Source organism: Erythrobacter litoralis (assembly GCF_029760855.1).
GTDB lineage: Bacteria > Pseudomonadota > Alphaproteobacteria > Sphingomonadales > Sphingomonadaceae > Qipengyuania > Qipengyuania litoralis_A.
Genome location: NZ_SOSI01000001.1, coordinates 13,091 through 28,435 on the forward strand (window position 1 = coordinate 13,091; position 15,345 = coordinate 28,435).

At 64.6% G+C, this 15,345-nt stretch carries 15 protein-coding genes; 9 read left to right on the plus strand and 6 right to left on the minus strand.

The features are described 5' to 3' along the window. Positions 1–29: 29 nt before the first annotated feature. Both E3U23_RS00070 and E3U23_RS00075 read right to left on the minus strand, forming a co-directional pair. Positions 30–683 carry an esterase/lipase family protein gene (locus tag E3U23_RS00070; RefSeq protein WP_279349126.1) on the minus strand — a complete coding sequence of 218 codons (654 nt, stop codon included), beginning with the start codon at positions 681–683 and terminating at the stop codon, positions 30–32. A gap of 187 nt (positions 684–870) precedes the next feature. Beyond that, positions 871–1,488, minus strand: a complete 618-nt coding sequence (locus E3U23_RS00075) for a DUF3617 domain-containing protein (protein ID WP_279349127.1) — start codon at positions 1,486–1,488, stop codon at positions 871–873. A gap of 99 nt (positions 1,489–1,587) precedes the next feature. Here E3U23_RS00075 and uvrB point away from each other — a divergent pair, with 99 nt between their 5' ends. Both uvrB and E3U23_RS00085 read left to right on the plus strand, forming a co-directional pair. Then, entirely contained in the window at positions 1,588–3,789 is a 2,202-nt protein-coding gene (gene uvrB, locus E3U23_RS00080; protein ID WP_279349128.1) for an excinuclease ABC subunit UvrB, read from the plus strand. Positions 3,790–3,841: 52 nt separating this feature from the next. Further along, positions 3,842–4,387 (plus strand): hypothetical protein, encoded by a 546-nt coding sequence (locus E3U23_RS00085; RefSeq protein ID WP_279349129.1) that lies wholly within the window; start codon positions 3,842–3,844, stop codon positions 4,385–4,387. On the opposite strand, the gene E3U23_RS00090 is transcribed toward E3U23_RS00085, so the two are convergent. Beyond that, on the minus strand, positions 4,344–6,407 hold the full coding sequence (locus E3U23_RS00090; protein ID WP_279349130.1) for a protein-disulfide reductase DsbD family protein: 2,064 nt from the start codon (positions 6,405–6,407) through the stop codon (positions 4,344–4,346). The genes E3U23_RS00085 and E3U23_RS00090 overlap by 44 nt on opposite strands. A gap of 46 nt (positions 6,408–6,453) precedes the next feature. Here E3U23_RS00090 and E3U23_RS00095 point away from each other — a divergent pair, with 46 nt between their 5' ends. Then, on the plus strand, positions 6,454–7,683 hold the full coding sequence (locus E3U23_RS00095; RefSeq protein WP_279349131.1) for an FAD-dependent monooxygenase: 1,230 nt from the start codon (positions 6,454–6,456) through the stop codon (positions 7,681–7,683). Between the two features lie 3 nt (positions 7,684–7,686). Here the strand turns inward: E3U23_RS00095 and E3U23_RS00100 are convergent, their stop codons facing one another. The 3 genes from E3U23_RS00100 to hemC are packed head-to-tail and all read right to left on the minus strand — an operon-like array spanning position 7,687 to position 10,232. Further along, positions 7,687–8,574, minus strand: coding sequence for a hypothetical protein (locus E3U23_RS00100; protein WP_279349132.1), 888 nt, complete (start codon positions 8,572–8,574; stop codon positions 7,687–7,689). A 46-nt stretch (positions 8,575–8,620) separates the two neighbouring features. Then, positions 8,621–9,307: a uroporphyrinogen-III synthase gene (locus tag E3U23_RS00105; RefSeq protein WP_279349133.1), complete on the minus strand. Its 687-nt coding sequence runs from the start codon at positions 9,305–9,307 to the stop codon at positions 8,621–8,623. Beyond that, positions 9,300–10,232, minus strand: a complete 933-nt coding sequence (hemC, locus tag E3U23_RS00110) for a hydroxymethylbilane synthase (RefSeq protein ID WP_279349134.1) — start codon at positions 10,230–10,232, stop codon at positions 9,300–9,302. The genes E3U23_RS00105 and hemC overlap by 8 nt, the downstream gene beginning before the upstream one ends. Before the next feature lie 46 nt (positions 10,233–10,278). Between hemC and tsaD the strand changes: the two genes are divergently transcribed. From tsaD to E3U23_RS00140, 6 genes are read left to right on the plus strand one after another with little or no spacing between them, the layout of a single operon-like run. Next, positions 10,279–11,319 carry a tRNA (adenosine(37)-N6)-threonylcarbamoyltransferase complex transferase subunit TsaD gene (gene tsaD / locus E3U23_RS00115; RefSeq protein WP_279349135.1) on the plus strand — a complete coding sequence of 347 codons (1,041 nt, stop codon included), beginning with the start codon at positions 10,279–10,281 and terminating at the stop codon, positions 11,317–11,319. Continuing rightward, on the plus strand, positions 11,316–12,308 hold the full coding sequence (locus E3U23_RS00120; RefSeq protein ID WP_279349136.1) for an NAD(P)H-dependent glycerol-3-phosphate dehydrogenase: 993 nt from the start codon (positions 11,316–11,318) through the stop codon (positions 12,306–12,308). The genes tsaD and E3U23_RS00120 overlap by 4 nt, the downstream gene beginning before the upstream one ends. Further along, positions 12,305–13,822 carry a lipopolysaccharide biosynthesis protein gene (locus E3U23_RS00125; RefSeq protein ID WP_279349137.1) on the plus strand — a complete coding sequence of 506 codons (1,518 nt, stop codon included), beginning with the start codon at positions 12,305–12,307 and terminating at the stop codon, positions 13,820–13,822. Before E3U23_RS00120 ends, E3U23_RS00125 begins: the two co-directional genes overlap by 4 nt. A 14-nt stretch (positions 13,823–13,836) precedes the next feature. Then, entirely contained in the window at positions 13,837–14,577 is a 741-nt protein-coding gene (locus E3U23_RS00130) for an OmpA family protein (RefSeq protein WP_279349138.1), read from the plus strand. 1 nt (position 14,578) lies between these two features. Beyond that, positions 14,579–14,701 (plus strand): hypothetical protein, encoded by a 123-nt coding sequence (locus E3U23_RS00135; protein ID WP_279349139.1) that lies wholly within the window; start codon positions 14,579–14,581, stop codon positions 14,699–14,701. Beyond that, positions 14,698–15,339, plus strand: a complete 642-nt coding sequence (locus E3U23_RS00140) for a helix-hairpin-helix domain-containing protein (protein ID WP_279349140.1) — start codon at positions 14,698–14,700, stop codon at positions 15,337–15,339. Before E3U23_RS00135 ends, E3U23_RS00140 begins: the two co-directional genes overlap by 4 nt. Positions 15,340–15,345 lie beyond the last annotated feature (6 nt).

Here is a 15,345-nt window from a genome sequence, read left to right on the forward strand (position 1 = left end):
CCTTTCGCCTCGTTCACACAAACAAAGGTTCAGTCCGCATCCAGTTCCGAAAGAACCGCCGTCACGGCCTCGCGGGTAAGGACGAAACCCATATGTGTGCAGCGCAAGGCAACAGCGCGATCGCGTTCGCCGGGCCGGCCGCAGGCACTGCGCGGATGAACAATGCCGTCGCGCGGGCTCCACAAAGCGACCGTTTCGACCGGCGGCTTTTCGCTGGGGTTTGCCTCGAATTCCGGCTCGTCCACTCGGTGGCCGGCGATCGCCTGATAAGCGCGCCAGCCATTATTTGCGCGCGGATTGCCGGAAAACGGCGAGCCCAGCGTCACGACCTTACCAACAATATTCGGATGGGCCTTGGCGAGTTCACGCGCCATGACCCCGCCGAGGCTCCAACCGACGAGAACGATCGGCTCCTCGACCCGATCGGCAAGCGCGATTAGTCGCTCCTCGACCTTGCGAAACCGATCTTCGGTCGCGCCCAGATTATAGCCTTGGCCCCATCTCTTGACGGTATGGCCGGCTTTCTCAAGTTCGCGCGCCATCCATCGCATCCGCACCGGATGCGCGCCGAACCCGGGCAGGAGCATTACCGTCTTCGGGATGGCGGCTGTCTCGATCTCGGCGGATTTGGAAAACATCCGCTCGACGGGAAGCAAAGGCCAGCCGAATTCGGCCAGCAGCAATCTGAGTGGCGGGCCGCAGGAGCCGTCATCGCAAGGCTCGGACGCCAGGGACCAACGCCGGGCAAGTTCCTCGCGGCGAGCAGCAAATGGGATTTGTGGGGAGAAAGAGAGCATTGCTTCGTATCAACGCGTTCCCCGCGCTCGGGTTTCAAAGCTGCGAACTGCGACCCGAAATGGAGCGATCCGGTCAGCAGTCGCCGATACGCTCCTGCTGGGACCGCATTTTCATGGTCATTTGGTTGCCGCCCGGCGCTTCGATATTCATCGTCATCGTCATATTAGACGAGGTGCGCGAGCCAGTACCTTGCATTACCATTCGCCCTGACCCTTGCCCGGGTCGAGAGCAATTCATCACCGCATCGATCTTGCCTCCCTCCGCCTCGAATTTGGAAAAGGTGCAGGCATCGTCGGAATTGGCCTGCTTGATCATCTCTTCGAAGCCCTTGTTCGCCTGTTCCGGCGTCAGGCAATATTCGCGGGTCTGCGCACCAGCTTTCCGCATCTGCTCCATCTGTTGCATGACCTGCGGCGGCGCACCGGGAAGCGAGATGTCGAGCACTTGCACCGTTGCGCGGTACTGGCCCGGCTGCGGTTTCACGATCCCTTCAGCCCGACGGGCCGCCTCTTCCATACCGATGGGAGCACCGTCCGACGCGGAGCCGCCGATTGCACCGTCGGAAGAGCTTGTCAGCGCGCCAGTATCATTACCCGCTTCGGTCGACTCTGCGACGATTTCGTCGCTCGGCCCCTGATCGCCGCACGCAGAAAGCGCCAGCGCGCTTCCAAGCAAGATTACCGAACGCATCCCTATTCTCCTCAATCCCGTTTCGGATCGGGTAGCAGCCCGCTGCGCGCCTGCATACCGCCGTTGCGCCCGCCGCGCCCGCTGCCCATATGTGCCGGCATGAGCGAAACCGGTCTTGTCATCCGCCGCGGTTTAGAAGAGCCCGATACCACCGGCGAATTTGTTCCACACAAACCAGCGCGGCCCGAAAAGTCGATGGGCGGCAAGAAGTTCAAGCTCGTTTCCGAATACACGCCCTCGGGCGATCAGCCGACCGCGATCGAGGAGCTTGTGCAGTCGGCGGAGGCGAACGAACAGACGCAGGTGCTGTTGGGCGTAACCGGTTCGGGCAAGACATTCACTATGGCCAAGGTGATCGACGCGATGCAGCGCCCCGCTCTGATCCTTGCCCCGAACAAAATCCTGGCCGCCCAGCTTTACGGCGAATTCAAGAGCTTCTTCCCGGAGAACGCGGTCGAGTATTTCGTCAGCTATTACGACTATTACCAGCCCGAAGCCTACGTTCCCCGGTCCGACACCTATATCGAGAAGGAAAGCTCGGTGAACGAGGCGATCGACCGGATGCGCCACTCGGCCACCCGCGCCCTGCTCGAACGCGACGACGTGATCATCGTCGCTTCGGTATCCTGCCTTTACGGCATCGGCTCGGTCGAGACGTATTCGGCCATGATCTTCGATATCAAGAAGGACGAAACGGTCGACCAGCGCGAGCTCATCCGAAAGCTCGTCGCCCTGCAATACAAGCGCAACGATGCCGCGTTTGCGCGCGGCAATTTCCGGGTGCGCGGCGACAATCTGGAAATCTTCCCCAGCCACCTCGAAGACACCGCGTGGCGCATCAGCTTCTTCGGTGACGAGATCGAAGAGATCAGCGAGTTCGATCCCCTGACCGGCAAGAAAGGCGAGACGCTGCCGAAGGTGCGCGTGTTCGCCAACAGTCACTACGTCACCCCCGGCCCGACGATGAAGCAGGCGACGCAGGCCATCAAGTTCGAGCTGGAAGAACGGCTCAAGGAACTGCACGAGGAAGGCCGCTTGTTGGAAGCCCAGCGGCTGGAACAGCGCACCAATTTCGATCTTGAAATGATTGCTGCCACCGGTTCGTGCGCGGGCATCGAGAATTACAGCCGCTTCCTTACCGGTCGCCTGCCCGGCGAACCGCCGCCCACCTTGTTCGAATACCTGCCTGAGAACGCACTGCTGTTCGTCGATGAAAGCCACCAGACCGTGCCGCAGATCGGCGCGATGGCGAAAGGCGACCACCGGCGCAAGATCACGCTGGCCGAATACGGCTTCCGCCTGCCGTCCTGCATCGACAATCGCCCGCTGCGCTTCAACGAATGGGACGCGATGCGTCCGCAGACCTTCTGCGTTTCGGCGACTCCCGGTGGTTGGGAACTGGAGCAGACCGGCGGCGTCTTCGCAGAGCAGGTCATCCGCCCCACCGGGCTGATCGATCCGCCGGTCGAGATCAAACCGGTCGAGGACCAAGTGCAGGACTGCATCGAGGAATGCCGAAAGACCACGGCTAAGGGCTATCGCACCCTCGTCACCACACTGACTAAGCGGATGGCGGAAGACCTCACAGAATTCATGCACGAGGCGGGCATCAAGGTCCGCTACATGCACTCCGATGTCGAGACGCTTGAGCGTATCGAGCTGATACGTGATCTGCGCCTCGGCGTGTATGACGTGTTGATCGGCATCAACCTGCTTCGCGAAGGGCTCGACATCCCCGAATGTGGATTGGTGGCGATCCTCGACGCCGACAAGGAAGGCTTCCTGCGAAGCGAGACCTCTTTGATCCAGACCATCGGCCGCGCAGCCCGGAACGTGGAAGGCCGCGTAATTCTGTACGCCGATCGCATCACCGGCAGCATGGAACGCGCGATGGCGGAAACCGACCGCCGGCGCGAGAAGCAGCGCGAATATAACGAGGAACATGGCATCACGCCGCAGACCATCCGCCGTCAGATCGCCGACATCGTCGCACACAGCGCGGCGGGCGACGGGGTCACGGTCGATACGGGCGACGAAGAGCGCAACAACCTCGTGGGCCACAACCTGCGAAGCTATATCGAGGACCTCGAAAAACGCATGCGCAAGGCCGCTGCCGATCTGGAATTCGAAGAAGCCGGTCGCTTGCGCGATGAAATTCGCCGCCTTGAGAACGACGAACTCGGCGTGCCGGACGAAGCGAAGAAAGCGCCGCTCGTCGGCCGGTCCAACGAAGGCAAGCCGGGCACGCGCAAGACCCGCTACGGCAAGACGCGCTACAAGCGGATGGGCGGCAAGCCGTAGTCGCGCGAATGGCTCTCTTGCTTTTGCGCGCCTGGCGGCGTTAGCGGGCCCGATGCTTCGATATCTTGCGATTGCCGGCGTGTGGATACTTGCCGCCTGCAAACCGCCCGCTTCCGACGATTACAGTACGCGTGTGCCAGTGGCGCGCGAGACGCAATTCGCGTCCGAGCCGCTGCCGTCGCCGAACGCTGAAGGCGCGGTCTGGGCAGACAGTCCGACGGTCGAGAACCGCATTCTGTACGGTAAACCCGGAGAGCGGCCGCTGATGGGTTTGACTTGCGATGCAGGGCAAATCGTATTCGCTCGCTATGCGCCGGCAGATCCCGAGGCGAAGGCGATCCTGGCCCTGATCGGCAACGGCCACGTCGAGCGCCTGTTCGTGGATGCGACGCCCCGCGGCGAGGCTTGGCTGTGGCAAGGCTCGCTTCCTGCGAACGACCAACGTCTCGAAGTTTTGACCGGGCGGGGTCGGGTCGAGGCGACGATACCGGGAGCAGGCTCGCTAATCCTGAATGCGAGCACCCTGCCCGCGCAGTTCGTCGATCGCTGCGCGGCTACGACGAGCTTTTCACCTTCTCGGCCAGAAGATCCGGCGTGAGGACCTGCGGCAACTGTTCGCCGCGCTCCCCGGGTTCGAACCACATATAGAACGGCACGCCCGCCGCCCCATGCTGTGCGAGAAAGTCGGCGATTTCGGCATCGCGCCGCGTCCAGTCTCCGCGCAAGGTGACTACGCCCGCCTGCTCGAAAGCATCGCGGGTCGCCTCGCGTTCGATTGCGACGCTTTCGTTGACCTTGCAGCTGAGGCACCAGTCGGCGGTGAAATAGAGGAACACCGGGCGGCCATCGGCGCGCGCCTTGGCCAAGGCGGTCTCGCTGAAGGGCTCGCTGCCAACCAAGTCGGAGCCCGATTGGGAGGCTTGATCGGAAACCGCCTTCGGCAGCACAAAGATCATCATTACGAGCACCAAAGGCACGAGTGCCGACCACACGAAGTTGGTACTTTTCCCACCCGCCTGCTGGCGTCCGGTATAGATCAGCGCCATGACCACCACTACGGCCAGTACAAGCGTTACGGCCGAGAATACGCCTCCACCGATCCGCCACACCAGCCAGCCGAGCGCCAGCGCGGTGAGCCCCATCGGCAGGGCCATCCATCGTCGGAAGGTCGCCATCCACGGCCCGGGTCTTGGTAACCGCCGTCGCAGAGCCGGGACAAAACCGATAGCCAAGAAGGGTAGCGCCAGGCCGACGCCAAGCATCGTAAAGATAGCGAACCCCTCCAGCGGGCTCAACACCAGTGCCGCCCCCAATGCCAGCGCCATGAACGGCCCCGTGCACGGCGTCGCTACAAAGGCGGCAAGTAGGCCGGTCGCGAAAGAACCGCTTCGGCTCCCCCCTCCGCCCGCAATCGCCATGCCGGGTATCTCGAACAGCCCGAGGAAATTGGCGGTGATGGCGCAGGCAAGCAGGAACAATACCGCGAGTACCACCGGCTCCTGCAACTGGAAGGCCCAGCCGATCTGTTCGCCCCCTGCGCGTAAGGTAAGTATCACCACACCCATCCCAGCGCAAGCGAGCACCACGCCCGCCGTATAGGCCAGCGCATCGGACCGTGCGGCGCGCTCGCTGCTGCCCGCCTTCACCAGCGTCATCGCCTTCAGGCTGAGAATGGGAAACACGCAGGGCATGATATTGAGGATCAACCCGCCGGCCAGCGCCGCCAGCAGCAGAATGGCGAGCGGCGGAGTGGCGGCGGCACCTGCTAACGGCTCTGCCCCCTCCAGCGGAACCGGGCCGGGGCGCGCTTTGAAGCGTATGCCCTCGCCAGCGCTGCCGAATGCCAGAATGCCCGAGATCACGGGCGGAAGGCTGGCTTGCGACGCCTCACGCAACGAAACTTCGGCAATCAGCAGGTTGCCTGCGCGGCGGAAGGTCTGCTTGTCAGCGTAAGCCGGCCTTATACCTGTAGAATAGTCGAGGTTTCCGACGAACAGATGCGGCGCGGCCAAATCGAGGCTCGCGGGAAGAGGAAGGCCAATCCGCAGGGTTTCCCCCGAAACCTCGTACGACGCTACGCGATCGAGCGGCGGGGCGATAGCGGCGCGCCAAGCGGCGAAATCGCCGCCGACGGTGGATGAGATAACGGCATCCTGCGGCACGCAAATCGTGTCGGTGCAGGCGAGGTATTCGATCCTGCCCGAAACCCGTTCGAGTTCCGGCAAACCGGCGCTTCGTATTAAGGGCACGAGTACGGTGTACTCGCCCTTGTAGACGTGGTTCATCAGTCCCGCGATCTCCAGCGTTTGCGGCACCGGATATAGCGGCTCGCCCATCGTCCAGCCGTCCGGCAGGTCGAGCGACAGCGTCATCCCCTGCCCCGCATCGCCGGGGTTCGACCAGTAGCCGTGCCATTCCGAACTGCGCGGTGTGAAGTGCAGCGCAAGCGTCGCCTCGTTCGGCCTTGCCGGATCGGGATCGAGAAAGGCGCGCACCGCGATATTTTCGTCGCCATAGCGGACAGGCTGCGCCAACACCGGGGACCACGCCGCCGAAACTGCGCACAGCAACGCGATGAGCGCCGCAAATGCCGCCCGCATGGTTGTTGCCTTGGTCACGGCTTGCCATCTAGGGTTCTCCCGCCGCCGCCGCAACGAGTGACCGATGACCGACCCAGCCCGAACCGACAGACGCGACCTCCTCATTCTGGGCGGGGGGCTGGTGGGCATGACGCTGGCGCTCGCCGCCGCGCGCAAGGGGTTGACCAGCCACCTCGTTGACCGGGCTGACCCGAAATCCATGCTGGAGGCAGGCTTCGACGGGCGCGCCTCCGCCATATCCACCGCAAGCTGGCGGCTGTTCCGCAATATCGGCCTTGCCGACACGCTGGAGCCGTTCGGTTGCCATATCGATTCCATCGCGGTGGTCGATCAGATGAAGCCGGGTCGAATCGATTTCCGACCCGACATCCACGAAGGCTCGCTCGGCAGGATGTTCGCCAATCGCCAGCTGCGCACGGCGCTTTACGAGGCGGTGCAGGCGGAAGACGCCATAACCCTTCATGCGCCCGTTATCGTGAAGGATCGCGATGCGGGCGAGTTCGTCGCTACCGCCACGCTGGAAGACGGCACCGTGCTCACGGCCGATTTGCTTGTGGGTGCGGAAGGTCGCGGTTCGCCGACGCGCGAGGAAGCCGGGTTGGCGATGGCCAGGTGGGATTACAGCCACCGCGCCATCATTGCCGGGCTCGACCATACGAAGCGGCACGACAACATCGCGTGGGAAATCTTCTATCCCGATGGCCCGTTCGCCCTCCTTCCACTGCTTGACAAGGACGACGGCACGCATCGCAGCGCGCTCGTGTGGACGGTGGACGAGAAGGATGCCGCCGGTTCGCTCAAGATGGGCGATCGCGCCTTTACGGCAGAAGTTCAGAAACGGATGGGCGATATTCTCGGCACCGTCACGCTTAACAGCGTGCGTTCGTCCTACCCCCTCGCCTTCCAACATACCGCACGGATCGTCGGGCAGCGGATGGCGCTGGTGGGCGATAGCGCGCACGGGATGCACCCAATTGCGGGACAGGGCCTCAATCTGGGGCTCCGCGATGTCGGCGCGCTGGTCGAGGTGCTGCTGGAAGCGCGGCGGCTCGGCCTAGACCTCGGCGATGCACAAGTGCTGGCGAAATATGAGAAATGGCGCGCGCTCGACGCGGCGATGGTGATGACCGCGACCGACAGCCTCACCCGCCTGTTCGGCATTCCCGGCAAGGCGGCGAGTGCGGCGCGGCGGCTCGGCATGGCTGGCGTTCAGCAGTCGGGTATGCTGAAGAAGCTGTTCATGGACGAAGCGCGCGGCATTACCGGCGACACGCCCGAATTGCTCAAGGCTTGAAGCCTACTCCGCTTCGGCGGGGCTAGGCTGCGAAATGCGATTGCCTGCCCCATCGCGCAGCCGCTGCGGTTCGAGAACCGCCGACGTCTCGATCAGGTCCAGTGCCCGGCGCGCGCTGGCATAGCGTTCGGCATCGGTGAGCCAGCCTTGCGCGTTTTGCGCACCGGGCAGGTTGCGCACCTCCGCGATCGCCGCTTCCACGCGCCCGCTCTGCAAGAACGTCCTCGCACGTTCGAGACGCATTTCCGGTTGGGGCGACGGCGTCGTTTCCCGGCGGATGGTGAACAACCGCCCGAGCTGCTCGGAGAAACGCGAAAAGCCCGAACCCTGCGCGTTTTCCTCGAGCTCAGGTGCCAATCCTTCGAGCTGCGCTGTGAGGTCGGACAGGGTGACAGGATCGCGAGAAAATGTGACGACCGTATTCACTGCATTCGGCAAGGCGTCGCCAAAGCGCAAGCGCAGCTGGTCCGCCAGATAGCCGAGTTCCGCCTTCTTCTCGATCGCGCGGCGCGTGGCAAAGGCTATCAACAGGCCCTCGGCGCGTGCGGCATTGCCCGCCGCCGCCTGCGCCTGAAGGTCGAGCCGCGCGAGACGCTGTTCGGCCGCCGCAAGCCGCTGGTCGATCCCGCCCTGTTGCTGGGTGATCTGCTCCACGGCATCGGCCGCTTCGCTGGCGGTTGCGCTCGGCGTCGGGCTCGGAGGCCGCAGTCCGGCCACTTCTTCTGGCTGCAAGCCCTGTTCCTGCACAGCCGGTTCCTGAAGTGCCCCCGGTCCATTCTGCCACACGAAATAGCCGACCAGCGCTCCCCCGAAGAGAAACGAGGCCAGCGCGGTAATAACAATGGGCCGCGCCTTCGATGGCTGCGACCGGGTACGAAAGGTATCGTCCATGTAACTCCAGATGCTGCAACGCCGCGATGGCGTCGGCACGACCCCTTCAGGACCGTTGGCACAACTCCTCGGCCAATTCCAGCAATTCGCCGTCGATCGGATGTGGCGCGACCTGGACGTCACGCCAGCCGTCCCCCGCCGCTTCGGCGATCCGGGGTGCGAGTGCGGCGATGACGACGAGGGATTTCGAAATCTCCAGTCGCTCGCATTCGGAGGCAAGCCGCTTCGCCGCCTCGCCCGAATGCAACAGGGCAACGCCGCCTGCTCGCAGCTTCACGGCAACCTCGTCCGTGATGTCGCGCGGAATGGTCTTGTAGACCACTACCGTCTCGATCTCGATGCCTTCGGGCGGATCGAGTTCGACATGCGCCTCGCCCGCCAGGCGCAGCAATTGGCGCTGCTTGCCCTTCATGCCGTCGAGGAGGTTCTGCAACCCGCCGGTGCCGGTGCGCGCGACCATGAAGCCGCGATCCTTGGCCTCTTCCATCGTCGCTTCGCCCACCGCGAGGACCGGAAGCCTGGCCAGCTTGTCGAGCTTCTCGCCGGCGTGCCGGAAAGCATTCGCACTGCCCGCCAGCAAACGGTCGAAGCGTGAGACGGCCGGCAGGTCCCATTGGACCGGCTCGACCGAGAAAAGCGGACATCCGACCGCGTCGATATCCATCGAGCCCGCAGTTTCCAGCGTTACCCGAAGGCCCGGTTCGGGACGGAATACGAAAAGCGTTTCAGCCATGAAGGCCTCCGAAATGGACACGCACATGGTCGGGCGCATCGTCGAGCAATCGTTTTGCCAGATTGGCGATCGGGGTGAAGTCGCCAACTTCGAAGCGGGCGCGGCCAGCAATACGGTTCGCGCCGTCCGGGCTGTAAATCGCTGCCTCGATGGTGTGTTCCCCGCCCTCCGCGATCGTCAGCGCGGCGATCGGGCTGTGGCACGAACCGCCCAACCCTTCGAGCAGATGCCGCTCGGCCATGACCTCGAGATGGCTGGAGGCGTGATCGATCTGCGCCAGCAATTCCCGCGTACGATCATCGTCGGTGCGGCATTCGATGCCGATGGCCGCCTGTGCCGGGGCGGGCAGCCAATCGGCGGGGTCGAGCCGCGTGCCGATGCCCGCCTCGCCCAGCCGGTTCAGCCCCGCAGCAGCAAGGAAGGTCGCGTCCGCTTCGCCCGCTTGCAACTTTGCAAGCCTTGTCGCGACATTGCCACGAATGCCGACGACTTCGAGATCGGGCCGGGCGTGGAGCAGCTGCGCGGCCCGGCGCGGGGCACTCGTGCCGATCCGTGCGCCGGACGGAATGCTGGCGATGGAGGTCGCGCCGATCAACATGTCCGCCTTGTCCGCGCGCGGCAGGATCGCGGCGATGGCGAGGCTATCGGGGCGCACGGTCTCCACATCCTTCATTGAATGCACCGAGGCATCGATGCGACCCTCGGCGAGCCAAGCGTCGAGTTCGCGGGTCCACAGGGCCTTGCCGCCGATATCGGCGAGGGGGCGGTCCTGTATCTTGTCGCCGCTGGCGATCACCGGGACCAGTTCGATCTCCGCTTCCGCGCAGCCGAGCGCTGCGCACAACCGCGCGCGCGTCTCCTCCGCCTGCGCCATGGCGAGCGGGGAACGCCGGGTTCCGAGCCTTAGAAGAGGGGAAGCGGGCATGAGGTATGCTTGCCCTAACGGCGCGGGTCGTTAAGGGAAAGCGGCAATGACACTGGTTCTCGGCATAGAATCTTCCTGCGACGAAACCGCCGCCGCGCTGGTCGATGGCGACGGGGGAATCGTGGCACAGCGCATCGCCTCGCAGGACGAGGCGCATGCGCCCTATGGCGGTGTGGTGCCGGAAATCGCCGCGCGCGCCCATGCCGAACGGCTCGCCCCGATGATCGAAACGGTACTGGCGGATGCCAATATCGCTCTCAACGATTGCGACGCGATTGCCGCGACGGCGGGGCCCGGCCTGATCGGCGGAGTCATGGTCGGGCTGGTCACGGCAAAGGCGCTCGCGATGGCGAGCGACGTGCCGCTGATTGCGATCAACCATCTCGAAGGGCATGCTTTAAGCCCCCGATTGGCAGATCGATCGCTTCAATTTCCCTATGCCCTGCTGCTCGTCTCCGGCGGACATTGCCAGATCTTGCGAGTGGACGGGGTCGGGCAGTATCGCCGCCTCGCCACCACTATCGACGATGCGCTCGGTGAGGCGTTCGACAAGACCGCGAAAATTCTCGGCCTCGGCTTTCCAGGTGGTCCGGCGGTCGAGCGACTAGCGAAGGACGGCGATGCAAACGCCGTGCTCCTTCCTCGCCCGATGCTGAAAAGCCACGAGCCGCATTTCAGTTTCGCCGGCCTCAAGAGCGCAGTCTTGCGCGCATGGGAAAGTGGTGAACATGGCGTAGCGGACATTACGGCAAGTTTTCAGCAGGCGGCAATCGATTGCCTGCTCGATCGGTTGCGCGTTTCTCTCACAAGGATGGACGATCTGCCGACGCTTGTGGTCGCCGGCGGCGTCGCGGCGAACGCATCGGTGCGCACGGCATTGGAAGCATTCGCCAGCGAACGCGGCATGGCCTTCACCGCCCCGCCCCCGGCGCTGTGCACCGACAACGCCGCGATGATCGCATGGGCCGGGATCGAACGGCTTACCTCACCCGATTTTGCGCCCGCCCCGCTCGATCTCGCCGCGCGGCCCCGCTGGCCACTCGACCCGGACGCCGAAGCCGTGCGCGGTGCCGGGGTGAAGGCGTGAGCCGGGTCGGCGTCCTCGGCGCAGGCGCGTGGGGGACTGCGTTGGCGCAGGTGCTCGGAAGCGACGGGCGTGACGTGCTGCTTTGGGCGCGCGAAAGCGACGTGGTCGAAGAAATCAACGCGAAGCATACCAATTCGCAATTCCTCTCCGGCGCGTTCCTCTCGCCGCAGATCGAGGCGACGGGCGATCCGGCGCGCATCGGATCGGTCGAGGTGCTGCTCGTCGTTACGCCGGCGCAGCATACCGGCCACGTGCTCAAGGCGATGCCGCGGCATCCCGCGCATCTCGTCCTGTGCTCCAAGGGCATCGAGGCGGGATCGGGCCGCTTGATGAACGACGTCGCGCGGGAGGCTGCCCCGGGCAGCGACATCGCCGTGCTTTCCGGCCCGACCTTCGCGCATGAGGTCGCCGCCGGACTACCCACCGCCGTCACCCTCGCCTGCTCCGCCGGTGAAGCGCAATGGGGCGCGCTGTCCCCTGTCATCGCCCGGCCCACCTTCCGCCCCTATTACAGCGACGACGTGACCGGCGCGGAGATCGGCGGGGCCGTCAAGAATGTGCTCGCAATCGCCTGCGGCGTGGTCGACGGGCTGGACCTTGGCCAGAACGCCCGTGCCGCCCTCATCGCGCGCGGCTATGCCGAGATGCTGCGCTTCGGCGAGACACTGGGTGCGCGGGCGGAGACACTTGCCGGGTTGTGCGGCCTCGGCGATCTCGTGCTAACCTGTTCCTCGACCTCGAGCCGCAATTTCTCGCTCGGCAAGGCGCTGGGCGAAGGCAAGAGCGCGGCCGAATTGATGGCGGACCGCCGGACCGTGGCCGAAGGCGCCTTTACCGCCCCCGTGCTCCAAAAGCTGGCGAGTGATCACGGCATCGCCATGCCGATCGTCGAGGCGGTCAACGGCCTGCTCGACGGGGCCGGTCCGCGCGATACCGTCCAGGCCCTTCTCTCGCGTCCCCTGCGCGCCGAGCAGGGGGCCTCGGGGTGACAGCCGACAGTAACGACGAAGACCTCTCCGCCCTTGCGAAAGGGGGACGGCAGAACTTTTTCGGCTTCGTCCTTCGCCTCCTCGCGCGGCTGCCCTTCCTGTTCATCGCCGGGCGGCTTTACGGCAGCGAGGCCCTGGGCACTTTCGCTTCCGCGCTGGTAGTGGTCGAACTCGTCGCGCTGGTCTGCGCAATGGGCGAGAAGCGCGGGCTTGCGCAGCGCCTTTCCGCCGAGGAAGACACGGCGAACCCGACCAATCTGGTCTACGACGGCATGTTGCTGGCGCTGCTCTTCAGTGGGCTAGCCGCACTGTTCTTCTGGTTCGTCCCCGCGCCCCTGTTTCCAAGCGGCGACTACAATCGGATCGACCAGTTCATCGTCCTCGCCATTCCCGGCTATGCGCTGACCGAGATCGTGCTGGCGGCGCAGGCCTATCGCTACGACATCGCGACCACGGTTCGGGCACGCGCGGTGGTGGAGCCGTGGACGATATCGATCATGGCGGGCGCGCTGTGGTTCGTCATTCCCGACAGCGGGCTGGAAATGGCGTATCTCGTATCGATCTACGCCGGCCTCGCGACCGGTCTTTGGTCGTTCTTTCGCTCCTACGGCGCGCCGCGCGAATGGCGTCCGCAACTGGCGCGGATGACCCGCATGACAACCCGCGCCTTGCCACTCGCCACGGCGGATGCGATCGAATGGGGCACGCGGCGGATCGACATTTTCATACTCGGACTGTTCGCTGCGCCCACCGCGGTCGGCGTCTATTACATCGCGCAACAGGTCGCGAGTCTGCCGCAGAAGCTGAAGACCAGCTTCGAACCCATCCTCGGCCCGGTCATCACCAAGAATTTGCGGACGAAGAACTATCAGGCGATCGCCAAACAGGTCTGCCAGGTCGGATTCTGGATCATCGCCATGCAGGCTGGTATCGCGCTGGCGCTGGGCGTGCCGGGTGAGGCGGTGATGGGGCTGGTCGGCCCGGAATTCGTCGGCGGCACTGGCGCGCTTGCCTTCCTGCTCGCGGCGGAGGTCGTTGCAGCGACGGCGGTGGTGTCGGAGGCGGTCCTGATCTACGTCGCACGGGTCCGCAATCTGTGGATTTCCATCGCTACCATCGCTTTCCAGGCGGCGCTGACCGTAGGCTTCATACTGGCGCTCGACAAAACGAGCTATGGCGAGCCGTTCAAGGCGGCGGCGGCGGCCATTGCACTGATGATCGCGCTCGGCACTGCCAGTCTCGTCAAGGCCGTGCTGCTTTCGCGCATCCTCGGCCATCCGATCAACAACTTTCGTTGGGCGCTGGTTTACGCCGCCGCCCCGGCGATCTTCGTCGGATGGCTGGCGACTTTCCTGCCTGAATGGGCGGAACTTGCAATCGGGGTTCCCGCAATACTTGCAGTGTACGGCTTCGTCATCTGGAAGCGCGGCTTCGGGCCGGAGGATCGCGTGCTGTTCGCCCGGCGGCCCAAAGCGGGCAGTGCCCCGCCGCCCTTGCATGACGAGGCGCGCTAGATAAAAGCGCTCCCATGCTAATCCGCTCCTCCATCGCCATCTTTCTGGGCGCCGGTCTCGTCGTGATGGGTGGATATTTCCTCGCCCAGCCCAGCGGCACGCGAATTGCGGGGAGCTTGCACGCGCAAAGCCGCGCCGCGCTCGACGCGGCCGGCGCCGCTCCGGTCGAGGCGCGGTTCACCAACCGGTTCGGCTCGCCGACCCGCCATCCGATCCTGACCGGCGGCGAAGGCCTGAACGAAGGGATACGCCTGCAGGCCGCCCAAGCGGTCGCCGCTATCCCGGGCGTCGGCGGGGTGAACTGGATCGACGGGGTGGCAAGCGCCGCGAATGACCAACCGGTCTACGAACCGCTGCATTGCCAGGAGGATGTGGAAGGCCTGCTGCGGGTTCGTTCCATCCGGTTCGAAGAAGCGAGCAGCGAACTCGTACCGGCAAGCCAGGTTCTCATTGGCGAAGTGGCCGATGCGCTGCGCCCCTGTCTAGGCTCCATCATCGCGATCACCGGCCATACCGACGATAGCGGGACACCGGTGGGTAATTTGGAATTGAGCCTGGAGCGTGCGCGGGCGGTGCGTGAGGAACTGGTCCGGCGCGGCATCCCGCGCGATGGCCTCCGCGCTCGTGGGATGGGTTCGGACGATCCGGTGGAAGGCCTTGCCGCCTCCGATCCGGCCAATCGACGTATCGAATTCTCCGTGGTCCGCACCGAACCGCTAACCCCCCACCCTGTCGATACACCAGGGGCGCGCTGAGATGCCGATCTGGTTCGAAGTGGTCGCGATGATGCTCGTCGCCTACGCCGTCGGCCTGCTAATCGGCTGGTCGATCTGGGGCCGCGCCCCGAGCACCGAAATTTCCGAAGAGGATGAACAATGAACACCCTTGTTGCCGAATACTGGATCTGGCTGGTCGTCGCGCTGATAATTGGCCTCATTGTCGCGTGGTACGTCTTTCATGCCAGCCGCAAGACCAACGTCACCGGCACCAGCAGGGACGTCCTCGACGACGGTGCGGACCGGGCCGAACGCAATCGCGCGCTGATCGACAGTGCCCCCGCCGCAACTCGCGATCCGGCGCCGAACGCGGCTGCCGAACCCGAAACCATCGTTCCCGTCGCCGCACCGACCGGCCTCGGCGGTACGGGGGCAGCCGTCGCCGCGGCGGCCGACGAGGCGGAATATACGCACGCGAAGGAGGCCGATACGCCGGCCGAGACCGAGCGGACTGCCACGACGACGACCGAGACTGTCAGCAGCGGCGTGCCGTCGGACGACGCGAACGAATTGACCCGCCTGAAGGGTGTCGGCCCGAAGCTCGCGCTTCGGCTCAACGAACTCGGTATTACGTCGATTGCGCAGATCGCCGAGTGGGACGATGTGGACATCGACCGCATCGATCCTGAACTTGGCCGTTTCCAAGGTCGCATTCGCCGGGATGCCTGGGTCGAACAGGCGAGATTGCTTACCAGCGGCGAGACGGGTGCCTATCAGGATAAATTCGGCCGTTTGGATTGACTAACA